Origin of the sequence: Rahnella sp. BCC 1045 (genome assembly GCF_019049615.1) — a bacterium.
GTDB lineage: Bacteria > Pseudomonadota > Gammaproteobacteria > Enterobacterales > Enterobacteriaceae > Rahnella > Rahnella contaminans.
In genome coordinates, this window is sequence record NZ_JAFMOZ010000139.1 from 123688 (window position 1) to 136884 (window position 13197).

Here is a 13197-nt window from a genome sequence, read left to right on the forward strand (position 1 = left end):
CCGAATTCAGAAAAGTCATGCAGTCTACCTGCAACCCTCAGGGCAAACAAATACCTCATTTTGCGAAGCAATATACAGAGAAAGCCTAAACCTGCATTCACATCAAATTACCACTACTCCTCATTAGGTATAATAATTTCCTTACAAATAATAAGAATATTAGCCTCTGGGACAGCGCCTGTATGTCATCAGCGGTGGTTAAGCCTCAGATTCAAAACCTTTTTCGCGGGTGTTTCAAACCCGATCTCATTGATGATAGTGGAGGAATGCAGTGCAAACCTTTAACGCCGACATTGCAATTATAGGTGCAGGTGGGGCGGGTTTACGCGCAGCAATAGCCGCAGCGGAAGCCAATCCCAACCTGAATATCGCGTTGATTTCGAAAGTGTACCCTATGCGCAGCCACACGGTGGCCGCCGAAGGCGGTTCTGCCGCAGTGACGCAAGATCACGACAGCTTTGATTTTCACTTCCAGGATACCGTTTCCGGAGGCGACTGGCTGTGTGAGCAGGACGTAGTGGACCATTTCGTTCATCAATGTCCGACTGAAATGGCGCAGCTTGAACTCTGGGGCTGCCCGTGGAGCCGTAAGGAAGATGGTTCAGTCAACGTCCGGCGTTTTGGCGGGATGAAGATCGAACGCACCTGGTTTGCCGCGGATAAAACCGGCTTCCACATGCTGCATACCCTGTTCCAGACCTCGCTGAAATACCCGCAAATCAAACGATTCGACGAGCATTTCGTTCTCGATATTCTGGTCGATGACGGCCAGGTTCGCGGCGTCGTCGCCATCAATATGATGGAAGGCACCCGCGTACAAATCCGCGCTAACGCAGTCGTGATGGCAACCGGCGGCGCAGGCCGCGTTTACCGTTACAACACCAACGGCGGGATTGTCACCGGCGACGGCATGGGTATGGCGTTCCGTCATGGCATTCCGCTGCGTGATATGGAGTTCGTGCAATATCACCCGACCGGCCTGCCCGGATCCGGCATTCTGATGACAGAAGGCTGTCGTGGTGAAGGCGGTATTCTGGTCAATAAAGACGGTTACCGTTATTTGCAGGATTACGGCATGGGGCCGGAAACCCCGCTCGGCGAACCGAAAAACAAATACATGGAACTTGGCCCGCGCGACAAAGTCTCGCAGGCGTTCTGGCACGAATGGCGCGCCGGACGCACCATTTCCACTCCGCGTGGCGATGTGGTGTATCTGGATTTACGTCATCTCGGCGAGAAAAAGCTGCGCGAGCGTTTGCCGTTTATCTGTGAACTGTCCAAAGCTTACGTCGGCGTGGATCCGATTACCGATCCAATCCCTGTACGCCCTACCGCGCACTACACGATGGGTGGAATCGAAACGGATGCGCAGTGCGAAACCCGCATCAAAGGTCTGTTTGCCGTCGGTGAATGTTCATCGGTTGGCCTGCACGGCGCAAACCGTCTGGGCTCCAACTCACTGGCAGAGCTGGTGGTATTTGGCCGCATGGCCGGCGAAAAAGCAGCAGAACGCGCCGCCGAAGCCAAAGACTACGGCAATACCGAAGCTCTCGACGCGCAAGTTCGTGATATCGAAAATCGCGTTGACGCGCTGATGAAACAGGAAGGCGATGAAAGCTGGGCGGCCATCCGCGACGAAATGGGTCTGGCGATGGAAGAAGGTTGCGGGATTTACCGCACCACCGAACTGATGCAGAAAACCATCGACAAGCTGACCGAGCTGAAAGAGCGCTTCAAACGCGTCAAAATCAAAGATACTTCCAGCGTTTTCAACACCGATTTGCTGTACACCATCGAGCTGGGACACGGACTGGAAGTGGCCGAATGTATGGCGCATTCGGCCCTGCATCGTCGGGAATCCCGCGGCGCACATCAGCGTCTGGATGAAGGCTGTACCGAACGCGATGACGTCAATTTCCTTAAGCATACGCTGGCCTTTTATCAGCCAGATTCCGCGCCACGTCTTGAATATGGCGATGTGAAGATCACCACATTGCCACCGGCAAAACGTATGTATGGCGGGGAAGCTGAGAATCACGATAAAAAAGATAAGGAGCAATCACGTGGCTAAAATGCGAAGCCTGAAGGTTGAAATCATGCGCTATAACCCGGAGACGGACCACGCGCCGCATCCGGTTGTGTATGACGTGCCTTTCGACGAAACAACGTCGCTGCTCGACGCGCTGGGCTATATCAAAGACCATATCGCCGCCGATCTTTCCTACCGCTGGTCGTGCCGTATGGCCATTTGCGGCTCCTGCGGCATGATGGTCAACCGTGTGCCAAAACTGGCCTGCAAAACGTTCCTGCGCGAATATCCGGACGGAATGCAGGTGGAGGCGCTGGCAAACTTCCCGATCGAGCGCGATTTAGTGGTCGATATGACCCACTTTATAGAAAGCCTCGAATCCATTAAGCCGTACATCATTGGCAATACCCGTACCGTAGCGGAAGGCCCGGGCAAACAAACGCCTGCACAGATGGAGAAATATCATCAGTTCTCCGGCTGCATCAACTGCGGTTTATGTTACGCCGCCTGCCCGCAATTCGGTCTGAATCCGGAATTCATCGGCCCGGCCGCCATTACGCTGGCGCACCGCTACAACCTGGACAACCGGGATCACGGCAAAGCCCAGCGTATGCCGCAGCTTAACGGCCAGAACGGCGTCTGGAGCTGTACGTTTGTCGGTTACTGTTCTGAAGTCTGTCCGAAACACGTCGACCCGGCCGCCGCTATTCAGCAGGGTAAAGTTGAAAGTTCGAAAGACTTCATGATAGCGAGGCTGAGACCGCAATGAGGGAGGAAAATATGACGACTCGAACTCAGACCCCGGGCAGCAAACGTAAACCTTACGTGCGCGAAATGCCCGCCAGCTGGTGGCAACGTTCACCTTTCTATCGTTTCTATATGCTGCGTGAAGGCACGTCCGTTCCGGCAGTCTGGTTCAGTATCTTGCTGCTGGCCGGTATTTTCGCCTTACGTAACGGGCCGGAAAGCTGGGCAGGATTTGTACATTTCCTGCAAAACCCGGTGGTCATGCTGATCAACCTGATTGCTTTACTGGCTGCGCTGCTTCACACCAAAACCTGGTTTGAACTGGCACCGAAAGCCTCCATCGTCATTGTGAGAGGCAAGAAAATGGGGCCGGAGCCGGTGATTACCGGTTTCTGGTGCGTAACTGCCGTTGTGACGCTGGTGATCCTCGCCATCGCGCTGTTTCTTTGAGGAGGCGACATGAAAAATACTCTTCCTAAACGTTCAGATGAGCCGGTGTTCTGGGGGCTGTTTGGCGCAGGCGGCATGTGGAGTGCGATTTTTGCGCCGGTGATGATTCTGCTGGTGTGCTTCCTGCTGCCGCTGGGGTTTTTCCCCGGTGACGCGCTGAGCTATCCGCGCGTACTGGCATTTGCACAAAGCTGGATTGGTCGCCTGTTTCTGCTGCTGATGATCGTCCTGCCGTTGTGGTGCGGTCTGCACAGGATCCATCATGCCATGCACGACCTGAAAATCCACGTTCCTGCCGGTAAATGGGTGTTCTACGGTCTGGCAATGATCTTAAGCGTTGTCACACTTATCGTGTTGATCCGCCTCTGATCTGACAAGATCCCCTTTTTCAGCGGTCATTTCCGTGACCGCTGATTTTTTCCTGCCTTCCCTTTTCTCTTTTCCTCAATTGTTACCTACACTTAGGTGATTACCTCAGGAAGGAACATTTATGCGTATCTGGTCAAAACTCGGTGTGATTGTTACGGCACTTTTATCGGTCGCTTGCAGCGTGACGCCACCCAAAGACGTCAAAGTCGTCAGTAATTTCGAGCTTAACCGCTATCTGGGAACCTGGTATGAAGTGGCAAGGCTGGATCATAGCTTTGAAAGCGGGCTTGAACACGTGACGGCCAATTACAGCTTGCGGGATGATGGCGGTGTGAAAGTTATTAACCGTGGCTTTAATACTGAGAAAAACAAATGGCAGGAAAGTGAAGGCAAAGGGTATTTCACCGGTTCAACGTCACGTGCGGCGCTTAAAGTTTCGTTCTTTGGCCCGTTCTATGGCGGCTATAACGTCATCGAGCTGGATAAAGATTACCGCTATGCGCTGGTTTGCGGGCCGGATAAAAGCTATCTGTGGATCCTCTCACGAACCCCGACGCTGGATGACAGCGTAAAACAGCAACTGCTGAAAACCGCGCAAGGCTACGGCTTTGATACCAGCAAGCTGGTGTGGGTCAAACAGCCGTAAGTTTTCCCCCTTCAGAAACAACACTGCCTGCATCAATGTGCAGGCAGACTTCAGCTTACTTCAACTCACACGCCCGTTACTGAGCGCTTTTCTGAATTGCCTGGCCGCCGGCAGAGACATCTTCACCCACGCCACGCGTGGTATTGCAGGCAGTTAACGCAGAAGACAGAACAAGAACAGACAGGATTGCGAGGATACTTTTCTTCAACATATAAAATTCCTTCCTATAGAGAATGTAAAGTAAGACTCACTAAGTGTAGTTAATTTTCTGAATACGGAAGGGAAAAGACAGGATTTTAGGACAGTTGGTAAAACGAGGCTGAAGGAATCAGCCTGCTTTGGAAATCGCGCCACCCAGATGCTGGATGTCTTCACCAAAACCGTGAACCGTGTTGCAGCCGGATAACGAAGCCAGCAACATCACTGAAACCACGATAAACATCATCTTCTTCAACATGGAAAACACAATCCCATTCAACAGGTTGAGCCGGAAAGCTGCGACAGGCATTACCCTGTGGCAGCTTTCATCCAGCGTAATAAGAAACTTATTTAACGCGGGAAACGTATTCGCCAGAGCGGGTGTCACAACGGACGATTTCGCCAATCTGCACGAATAAAGGCACTTTAACCACTGCGCCGGTGCTCAGCGTTGCTGGCTTGCCGCCGGTACCTGCGGTATCACCTTTCAGGCCTGGATCGGTATCAACAACTTCTGCTTCGATGAAGTTCGGTGGCTGGACAGCGATAGGACGACCGTCCCACAGAGTCACGATACATTCAGCGTTATCTTGCAGCCATTTAGAGGCTTCAGAAACGGTTTTAGCTTCAACACCGTGCTGCTCGAAAGTCTCAGGGTGCATGAAGTGGTAGAACTCACCGTCGTTGTACAGGTAAGTCATGTTGGTATCTACAACGTCTGCACCTTCGCAAGAGTCAGTAGATTTGAAGGTTTTTTCTACACGGGAACCGGTCAGAAGACGGCGCATTTTCACACGTGCAAAAGCCTGGCCTTTGCCTGGTTTTACGAACACGCTGTCTTCGATTGCGAAAGGCTCGCCTTCGAACATGATTTTAAGACCCGGACGGAAATCGTTGCTAGAATAAGTCGCCATGATGGCCCTCTAATTTTAAACTGGTATTAGCCAAAAAATGGCAAACATTGTAACCCTAAACACGCCATTTAGAGAAGATTGGTTGTATCAACTCGGCGATGTTATCACTGACCCGAATGAACTGCTTACTCTTCTGGCACTTAACGACAATGCAGATCTGCAAAGTGGCCATGAAGCCCGTCGTTTGTTCCCGCTTCGCGTGCCCCGCGCCTTTGTGGCACGTATGCAGCACGGCGATCCGCGGGATCCTTTGTTGCTTCAGGTATTGACCGCACGCGAAGAGTTTATCGCCGCGCCGGGCTTTACCACCGACCCGCTTGATGAACAACGCAGCGTTGTTCCGGGTCTGTTGCACAAGTATAGCAATCGCGCCTTGTTGCTGGTGAAAGGCGGCTGTGCGGTGAATTGCCGCTACTGCTTCCGCCGCCATTTCCCGTATCAGGACAACCAGGGGAATAAGGCCAACTGGGTTCAGGCGCTGGATTATATCCGTACACAGCCCGAACTCGATGAAATTATTTTCTCCGGCGGCGATCCGCTGATGGCGAAAGATCACGAACTCGACTGGTTGATCGGTGAGCTGGAAGGGATCGCGCACATCAAACGCCTGCGTATCCATACCCGTTTACCGGTGGTGATCCCTGCGCGCATCACGGACACGCTCTGCCAGCGCCTTGAACAGTCGCGTTTGCAGGTGCTGATGGTGACGCACATCAATCACGCCAATGAAATCGATGACGCGTTGCGCGCCAGCATGGCGAAACTGAAACGTCATGGGGTCACGCTGCTCAATCAGAGCGTGCTGTTGCGTGATGTAAATGACTCTGCCGATGTGCTTGCTGCGCTCAGTAATGCGCTGTTTGATGCGGGAATTTTGCCTTACTACATCCACGTGCTGGATAAAGTTCAGGGCGCGGCGCATTTCATGGTGAGCGACGATGAAGCGCGCATCATTATGAAAGGGCTGATGAGCAAAGTTTCCGGTTATATGGTGCCGAAACTGACCCGCGAGATTGGCGGCGAACCGAGTAAAACCATTTTGGATTTACGCCTTAAACAGTCGTAAACGCGAATGCCGAAATGCAAAAAGGGATGCCATCGGGCATCCCTTTCGTATTTCTGTGCAGGTTCACGCAGCTAAAGCGTAAACGGCCCGACTATGGGCACTTATAAACCTGGCCGACCATTTTGCTGTCAACCGGTGCAAAGCTGGACAGGAAATTTTGAGACGGGCTGTTAGCACCATAAATGGTATTGCCGCCCATCGCTGCTGCCTTGTTGCGCAGGTCGTTGGCCGCACCACGCATTGAGCTGCCATCGCCGCCGGTACCGGAGAACCAGTTGCTTTGGGCACCAGTGACTTCACCGAGGAGCTGACAATTTGCGCCTGGTTTGTCGTCCGTGAATTTCACCTGCTGTCCCGCTGCATCCAGTTGATGAGTGGTACTGCACCCGGCAAGCAGCGCGATAGCTGACAGGCCCAGTAACATTTTAATCCGCATCACTTTCCCCATTTGTTTTTGTAATCACATAAAGCCTATCAGAAAACACCTGGCTCTCTTAGGCATCCGTTGCCACGCATACCCAAGGTTCTGCGCTATCGGTATAAATCCGAAAACCACGCAGAAATGAGTCTACACGTTAAACCCGGAAGACATTGAGACTTATCTTACTGAACACGATAAAAAATGGTCAAATAAAAAAACCCGGCCTTTTCAGACCGGGTTTCTTCAGTACGTTAACTCAGACAACAAAATTGCCGCTGATTTGCCGTACCTGCGGATGAACGCAGGGGGATGATGATTACATCATGCCGCCCATACCGCCCATGCCACCCATACCGCCAGCGCCGCCCATATCGACTTTATCGTCTTTAGGCAGGTCGGTGATCATGCACTCAGTGGTGATCATCAGGCCAGCTACAGAAGAGGCGTACTGCAGAGCAGAACGGGTCACTTTAGTTGGATCCAGGATACCCATTGCGATCATGTCGCCGTATTGTTCGGTGTAAGCGTTGTAACCGAAGCTACCTTCACCTGCTTTAACAGTGTTTGCGATAACAGAAGCTTCTTCACCTGCGTTCACAACGATCTGACGAAGTGGAGCTTCCATTGCGCGCAGAGCAACGCGGATACCCACGTTCTGGTCATCGTTGTCGCCGGTCAGGTTAGCCAGAGTGTGGGCAACGCGAACCAGCGCAACACCACCACCAGCAACCACGCCTTCTTCTACAGCAGCACGGGTTGCGTGCAGCGCATCTTCAACGCGGGCTTTTTTCTCTTTCATTTCAACTTCAGTCGCTGCGCCAACTTTCAGAACAGCTACGCCGCCTGCCAGTTTAGCCACACGCTCTTGCAGTTTTTCACGGTCGTAATCAGAAGTTGCTTCTTCGATCTGCTGACGGATCTGAGATACACGGCCCTGAATGGTTGCTTCTTCGCCAACGCCATCGATGATGATGGTGGTGTCTTTGTTGATCACAACGCGTTTAGCCTGACCCATGTCTTCCAGAGTCGCTTTTTCCAGCTCCAGGCCAATCTCTTCAGAGATTACGGTACCGCCAGTCAGGGTTGCGATGTCCTGCAACATAGCTTTACGACGGTCGCCGAAGCCAGGTGCTTTAACCGCAGCCACTTTCACGATGCCGCGCATGGTGTTCACCACCAGAGTCGCCAGGGCTTCGCCTTCAACGTCTTCAGCAATGATCAGCAGTGGTTTACCGGCTTTAGCAACGGCTTCCAGTACTGGCAGCATTTCGCGAATGTTAGAAATCTTTTTGTCAGCCAGCAGGATGAACGGGCTTTCCAGTTCGATTGAACCGGTTTCTGGCTTGTTGATGAAGTACGGAGACAGGTAACCGCGATCGAACTGCATACCTTCAACAACATCCAGCTCGTCCTGCAAGCCAGTGCCTTCTTCAACAGTGATGACGCCTTCTTTGCCGACTTTTTCCATCGCTTCAGCGATCAGTTTACCGACGGTTTCATCGGAGTTAGCAGAGATAGTACCAACTTGTGCGATCGCTTTAGAGTCAGAGCAAGGTACAGACAGTTTTTTCAGTTCTTCAACAGCGTGGATGACCGCTTTGTCGATCCCGCGTTTCAGATCCATCGGGTTCATACCAGCGGCAACAGCTTTCAGGCCTTCAGTGATGATGGCTTGTGCCAATACGGTTGCGGTAGTCGTACCATCACCCGCTGCATCGTTCGCTTTGGACGCCACTTCTTTCACCATCTGTGCGCCCATGTTTTCGAACTTGTCTTCCAGTTCGATTTCACGTGCAACGGACACGCCGTCTTTAGTGATGGTTGGAGCACCGAAAGATTTGTCCAAAACCACGTTGCGGCCTTTAGGGCCCAGGGTCACTTTTACTGCATCAGCAAGGATGTTTACGCCACGCAGCATTTTCACACGGGCGTCGTTACCGAATTTTACTTCTTTAGCTGCCATTGTTAATTTCCCTTCAATTCGTTCAGTTCAGAAAAAAGTGGGTCGGAGGAAGATCAGGCTTCTACGATTGCCAGGATGTCGCTCTCAGACATAATCAACACTTCTTCATTGTCGATTTTTTCAGCTTTCACGCCGTAGCCGTCGTTGAAGATGACGATGTCGCCAACTTTAACGTCCAGCGCTTTAACTTCACCGTTTTCCAGAATGCGACCATGGCCGACAGCCAGGATTTCGCCACGGGTAGATTTACCAGCAGCTGAGCCAGTCAGAACGATGCCGCCAGCGGATTTAGATTCTACTTCTTTACGCTTGACGATAACGCGGTCATGCAATGGACGAATTTTCATTGATAACTCTCCTGTGAGCGGGTCCATATCTATTTTTAGGGTTGAATGCCTGACAAATGCCTGCCTGGCCTCGTGGTTTGTTTAATGGGGGCGATACACCCCCATTCAAGGGGAAGAAGAGAAAAAATTTCGCTTTTTCTTTTGGCTTTCAGGCCATCTAAACCCAGCCTGAAAACTACTTCCCAACAATGTATTAACAATCAAGGCCACAGAGATTAGCGATCGCGGTGCTCTGTGTCGTCATCTTTTTTCGGTGAAACCAGGCGTTCCGGTGTTTCATCAGTCCGCTGGAACTCGCCTTCAAAGGTATTTCCGGTGGGCGCACTGCTCCCCCAGTTACCGCCAGAGCGAACAATATTCAGGTGCGGCATCAGCTTGAGCGTCAGTCGTTTCTGAATCGGCGGCAGCAGGAGCAGCAAGCCGAGGAAATCGGTAAAGAATCCCGGAACCAATAACAGGAAACCGGCAATCACCAGTGAAACACTTTTCACCATTTCAGCCGCCGGGCTTTCACCTACAGCGAGCTTCTGCTGAAGCTGCATGAACGTTTTCATTCCCTGATTTTTGACCAGAGAAACACCCACGCAGGAGGTGAATACCACCAGCAATAATGTCGTGGCGACGCCAACAACCGCAGCCACCTTGATAAATAAGGTGATTTCAATATAAGCCAGCAGGAATAACAGTAGTAACGGTAACCAGCGCACCGCATTCTCCTTGTGATTTGGCCCCGAAGTTCTTTTTCAGAAGCGTTCGAAACCCTGAATAAGTGCCTGTTCCCGATGTTTGCCATCAAAGAAATGCAGGCTGACTACAATGAGATGGTGCTGTGTCCCGGTGATTTCAAGCACCAGACCTGATTTAATTGAGCAGGTAAATGAATTGTGAGAATTCTCACAGATACTAAAAACTTGCACAATCATAGGGCAGGATAGTGATCTTAGTACGTGCAATTCGCCTGAAGCAGCATATGATCGCCTTCGTTGTGGAAACAACGGTTGATCGTTTTAAATTTACCACGGCTAGTAACATAATTTTAAACATCGCATAACGCATTCAGTACCGAAGAGAAGGTTCTCATGTCAAACACCATTCGTATCGAGGAAGACCTGCTGGGCACGCGCGAAGTACCGGCAGAAGCTTATTACGGCATTCATACCCTGCGGGCGATTGAAAACTTCTATATCAGCAACACCAAGATCAGCGATGTGCCTGAGTTTGTTCGTGGCATGGTGATGGTGAAGAAAGCGGCGGCTCTGGCAAACAAAGAGCTGCGCACCATTCCACGCCATATCGCGGACATCATCATTCAGGCGTGCGACGAAGTGCTTGATAAAGGTAAATGCATGGACCAGTTCCCTATCGACGTCTATCAGGGCGGCGCGGGAACCTCGGTAAATATGAACACGAATGAAGTGCTGGCGAACATCGGTCTGGAACTGATGGGTCACCAGAAAGGCGATTACCAGTTCCTTAATCCCAACGATCACCTTAATAAATGCCAGTCCACCAATGATGCCTACCCGACCGGTTTCCGTATCGCGGTTTACGCCTCTTTGCTGAAACTGGTTGATGCGATTTCTCAGTTGGGTGATGGCTTTGAGCGCAAAGCGGTCGAATTTGAAAACGTCATCAAAATGGGCCGCACGCAGTTGCAGGACGCGGTACCGATGACGCTCGGCCAGGAATTCCATGCATTCAACGTACTGCTTAAAGAAGAAACCCGTAACCTGATCCGCACCGGTGAATTACTGCTGGAAGTAAACCTCGGGGCAACGGCGATTGGTACGCGCCTGAATACGCCGGAAGGATATCAGCAGCTGGCCGTGCAGAAACTGGCGGAAGTCAGCAATCTGGCGTGCGTTCCGGCTGAAGACCTGATTGAAGCAACATCAGACTGCGGCGCTTACGTGATGGTTCACAGCTCCCTGAAGCGTCTGGCGGTTAAGCTTTCCAAAATCTGTAACGACCTGCGCCTGCTCTCTTCCGGGCCTCGCGCCGGGCTCAATGAGATCAACCTGCCAGAATTGCAGGCCGGTTCTTCCATCATGCCTGCCAAAGTTAACCCGGTGATCCCGGAAGTAGTGAATCAGGTTTGCTTCAAAGTCATCGGCAACGACATGTGCGTCACGATGGCCGCCGAAGCGGGTCAGTTGCAGCTGAACGTCATGGAGCCTGTGATCGGCCAGGCCATGTTTGAATCCGTGCACATCCTGACTAACGCCTGCTACAACCTGCTGGAAAAATGCATCAACGGCATTACGGCAAACAAAGAAGTGTGCGAATTCTACGTCTTCAACTCCATTGGTATCGTGACGTATCTGAACCCGTTCATCGGCCACCACAATGGCGATATCGTCGGTAAGATTTGTGCGGAAACCGGCAAGAGCGTCCGTGAAGTCGTGCTTGAACGCGGTTTGCTGACGGAAGCCGAGCTGGACGACATTTTCTCTATCGAAAACCTGAAGCACCCGGCTTACAAAGCGAAGCGCTATACCGATGAAAATGAACAGTAACAGACTCCATTTCTGACCTTTTAAAGGCTCGTTGTTCTGCGGAACAGCGGGCCTTTTTACTGAGTTGCAAACAACAATTACATAACAATTATTTTTCAATTCCTTAAGGATTACTGGATATATGGACGGACAGCCATGTTAATCATCGAACTTATTATTGTACTCGCCGCAATTTTTCTCGGTGCCCGTCTGGGCGGCATCGGAATTGGTTTCGCGGGCGGATTGGGTGTTCTGGTGCTCGCTTTAATCGGCGTGAAACCGGGATCGATTCCTTTTGACGTTATCTCAATCATCATGGCCGTGATTGCCGCCATTTCGACCATGCAGGTCGCGGGCGGGATGGATTATCTGGTGCAGCAAACCGAGAAACTGCTGCGCCGAAACCCGAAACACATCACCCTTCTGGCCCCGATCGTCACGTATTTCCTTACGATCATGGCCGGTACCGGCAACATTTCACTTTCTGCGCTCCCGGTAATTTCTGAAGTGGCAAAAGAGCAGGGGATCAAACCTTGCCGTCCGCTTTCTACGGCCGTAGTGGCCGCGCAGATCGCTATCACCGCCTCGCCCATTTCCGCCGCGGTGGTGTATATGGCGTCGACGATGGAAAGCCACGGCGTCAGTTATTTGCATCTGCTGATGGTGATGATTCCTTCGACGCTGGCGGCAGTGATTGTGATGTCGCTGATTATCAGCTGGTGTTTTGACTCGAAACTCTCCAACGATCCGGTTTATCTCAAGCGCTATGAAGAAGGCCTGATTGAGCTGCGTGGCGATAAAAAAGTGGAAATAAAACGTGGCGCGAAGCTTTCCGTTTTACTGTTTCTGCTGGGCGTTTTTTCTGTGGTTGGCTACGCCGTGATTAACAGCCCGAGCCTTGGCTGGGTTGCTCAACCGGTGATGACCACCAACAGCGCGATTCTGATTATTATGCTCAGCGTGGCGACATTAATCACCCTGCTGTGCCGCATCGAAACCGACTCAATTCTGACCTCCAGCACGTTCAAATCCGGCATGAGCGCCTGCATTTGTATCCTCGGCGTTGCCTGGCTCGGAGACACGTTTGTACAGGCGAATCTGGGTTGGATTAAGGAAACCGCAGGCACCATTATTCAGGCACATCCTTGGCTGCTGGCGGTGATTTTCTTCTTCAGTTCGGCCCTGCTGTATTCGCAGGCCGCGACGACCAAAGCACTCTTACCAATGGCGCTGGCGCTGAGCGTTTCCCCGCTGACGGCGGTGGGTTCTTTCGCGGCAGTCTCCGGGCTGTTCATTTTGCCGACGTATCCGACGCTGGTTGCCGCCGTGCAGATGGATGACACCGGCACCACCCGAATTGGCCGGTTCGTCTTTAACCATCCGTTCTTTATACCGGGCACGATCGGCGTATTTTTGTCGGTTCTTTTCGGCTTCGCCGCCGGCAGTATTATTCTCTGACAGTTTTTCCGGGGGCTACGGCCCCCACCTTTCCTGCGTTCTTCCGCTTCACTCTTTTGTAAAGTACCTGCAAGGCTTTCTGCGTCGCGTTCGC

The 13197-nt window shown here is 51.9% G+C and carries 15 protein-coding genes; 8 read left to right on the forward strand and 7 right to left on the reverse strand.

Going from position 1 to position 13197, the window contains the following annotated elements; translation table 11 throughout:
* The first annotated feature begins 271 nt into the window (after positions 1 to 271).
* The 5 genes from frdA (at position 272) to blc (ending at position 4241) form a co-directional block, all read left to right on the forward strand.
* A complete protein-coding gene (frdA, locus tag J1782_RS20660) occupies positions 272 to 2071 on the forward strand; it encodes a fumarate reductase (quinol) flavoprotein subunit (RefSeq protein ID WP_165058810.1) in 1800 nt (599 codons plus the stop codon).
* Positions 2064 to 2798: a succinate dehydrogenase/fumarate reductase iron-sulfur subunit gene (locus J1782_RS20665; protein WP_152325342.1), complete on the forward strand. Its 735-nt coding sequence runs from the start codon at positions 2064 to 2066 to the stop codon at positions 2796 to 2798. Before frdA ends, J1782_RS20665 begins: the two co-directional genes overlap by 8 nt.
* 11 nt (positions 2799 to 2809) lie before the next feature.
* Positions 2810 to 3226 carry a fumarate reductase subunit FrdC gene (gene frdC / locus J1782_RS20670; protein ID WP_217153831.1) on the forward strand — a complete coding sequence of 139 codons (417 nt, stop codon included), beginning with the start codon at positions 2810 to 2812 and terminating at the stop codon, positions 3224 to 3226.
* 9 nt (positions 3227 to 3235) lie between these two features.
* A complete protein-coding gene (frdD, locus tag J1782_RS20675; protein WP_104923549.1) occupies positions 3236 to 3595 on the forward strand; it encodes a fumarate reductase subunit FrdD in 360 nt (119 codons plus the stop codon).
* Positions 3596 to 3716: 121 nt separating this feature from the next.
* Positions 3717 to 4241, forward strand: coding sequence for an outer membrane lipoprotein Blc (gene blc, locus J1782_RS20680; protein WP_165058806.1), 525 nt, complete (start codon positions 3717 to 3719; stop codon positions 4239 to 4241).
* A gap of 76 nt (positions 4242 to 4317) precedes the next feature.
* Here the strand turns inward: blc and J1782_RS20685 are convergent, their stop codons facing one another.
* The 3 genes from J1782_RS20685 to efp all read right to left on the reverse strand — a co-directional run bounded on the left by J1782_RS20685 (position 4318) and on the right by efp (position 5353).
* A complete protein-coding gene (locus J1782_RS20685) occupies positions 4318 to 4452 on the reverse strand; it encodes an entericidin A/B family lipoprotein (RefSeq protein WP_014333643.1) in 135 nt (44 codons plus the stop codon).
* Between the two features lie 117 nt (positions 4453 to 4569).
* The gene (locus tag J1782_RS20690) at positions 4570 to 4698 is read right to left on the reverse strand and encodes an entericidin A/B family lipoprotein (RefSeq protein ID WP_013573743.1); all 129 of its coding nucleotides are present in this window, start codon (positions 4696 to 4698) and stop codon (positions 4570 to 4572) included.
* Positions 4699 to 4786: 88 nt separating this feature from the next.
* Entirely contained in the window at positions 4787 to 5353 is a 567-nt protein-coding gene (efp, locus tag J1782_RS20695) for an elongation factor P (protein ID WP_101078258.1), read from the reverse strand.
* A 37-nt stretch (positions 5354 to 5390) separates the two neighbouring features.
* Here efp and epmB point away from each other — a divergent pair, with 37 nt between their 5' ends.
* A complete protein-coding gene (epmB, locus tag J1782_RS20700) occupies positions 5391 to 6419 on the forward strand; it encodes an EF-P beta-lysylation protein EpmB (RefSeq protein WP_165058804.1) in 1029 nt (342 codons plus the stop codon).
* 91 nt (positions 6420 to 6510) lie between these two features.
* On the opposite strand, the gene J1782_RS20705 is transcribed toward epmB, so the two are convergent.
* From J1782_RS20705 to J1782_RS20720, 4 genes are all read right to left on the reverse strand, one after another.
* The gene (locus J1782_RS20705; RefSeq protein ID WP_014333641.1) at positions 6511 to 6855 is read right to left on the reverse strand and encodes a DUF4156 domain-containing protein; all 345 of its coding nucleotides are present in this window, start codon (positions 6853 to 6855) and stop codon (positions 6511 to 6513) included.
* A gap of 301 nt (positions 6856 to 7156) precedes the next feature.
* Positions 7157 to 8803 (reverse strand): chaperonin GroEL, encoded by a 1647-nt coding sequence (groL, locus tag J1782_RS20710; RefSeq protein WP_101078256.1) that lies wholly within the window; start codon positions 8801 to 8803, stop codon positions 7157 to 7159.
* A 53-nt stretch (positions 8804 to 8856) separates the two neighbouring features.
* On the reverse strand, positions 8857 to 9150 hold the full coding sequence (locus J1782_RS20715) for a co-chaperone GroES (RefSeq protein WP_009636718.1): 294 nt from the start codon (positions 9148 to 9150) through the stop codon (positions 8857 to 8859).
* A gap of 215 nt (positions 9151 to 9365) precedes the next feature.
* The gene (locus J1782_RS20720; RefSeq protein WP_152325346.1) at positions 9366 to 9857 is read right to left on the reverse strand and encodes an FxsA family protein; all 492 of its coding nucleotides are present in this window, start codon (positions 9855 to 9857) and stop codon (positions 9366 to 9368) included.
* A 372-nt stretch (positions 9858 to 10229) separates the two neighbouring features.
* Between J1782_RS20720 and aspA the strand changes: the two genes are divergently transcribed.
* Positions 10230 to 11666 carry an aspartate ammonia-lyase gene (gene aspA / locus J1782_RS20725; RefSeq protein WP_152325347.1) on the forward strand — a complete coding sequence of 479 codons (1437 nt, stop codon included), beginning with the start codon at positions 10230 to 10232 and terminating at the stop codon, positions 11664 to 11666.
* Positions 11667 to 11801: 135 nt separating this feature from the next.
* A complete protein-coding gene (locus J1782_RS20730) occupies positions 11802 to 13103 on the forward strand; it encodes an anaerobic C4-dicarboxylate transporter (protein ID WP_152325348.1) in 1302 nt (433 codons plus the stop codon).
* Positions 13104 to 13197: the final 94 nt, after the last annotated feature.

Excerpts from the sequence above, each read along its gene's own strand:
- J1782_RS20715 (WP_009636718.1), bottom strand. The coding sequence starts at position 9,150 with ATGAAAATTCGTCCATTGCATGACCGCGTTATCGTCAAGCGTAAAGAA.
- aspA (WP_152325347.1), top strand. The coding sequence starts at position 10,230 with ATGTCAAACACCATTCGTATCGAGGAAGACCTGCTGGGCACGCGCGAA.
- J1782_RS20730 (WP_152325348.1), top strand. The coding sequence starts at position 11,802 with ATGTTAATCATCGAACTTATTATTGTACTCGCCGCAATTTTTCTCGGT.
- groL (WP_101078256.1), bottom strand. The coding sequence starts at position 8,803 with ATGGCAGCTAAAGAAGTAAAATTCGGTAACGACGCCCGTGTGAAAATG.
- frdC (WP_217153831.1), top strand. The coding sequence starts at position 2,810 with ATGACGACTCGAACTCAGACCCCGGGCAGCAAACGTAAACCTTACGTG.
- blc (WP_165058806.1), top strand. The coding sequence starts at position 3,717 with ATGCGTATCTGGTCAAAACTCGGTGTGATTGTTACGGCACTTTTATCG.
- J1782_RS20685 (WP_014333643.1), bottom strand. The coding sequence starts at position 4,452 with ATGTTGAAGAAAAGTATCCTCGCAATCCTGTCTGTTCTTGTTCTGTCT.
- efp (WP_101078258.1), bottom strand. The coding sequence starts at position 5,353 with ATGGCGACTTATTCTAGCAACGATTTCCGTCCGGGTCTTAAAATCATG.
- J1782_RS20705 (WP_014333641.1), bottom strand. The coding sequence starts at position 6,855 with ATGCGGATTAAAATGTTACTGGGCCTGTCAGCTATCGCGCTGCTTGCC.
- frdD (WP_104923549.1), top strand. The coding sequence starts at position 3,236 with ATGAAAAATACTCTTCCTAAACGTTCAGATGAGCCGGTGTTCTGGGGG.
- J1782_RS20690 (WP_013573743.1), bottom strand. The coding sequence starts at position 4,698 with ATGTTGAAGAAGATGATGTTTATCGTGGTTTCAGTGATGTTGCTGGCT.
- epmB (WP_165058804.1), top strand. The coding sequence starts at position 5,391 with ATGGCAAACATTGTAACCCTAAACACGCCATTTAGAGAAGATTGGTTG.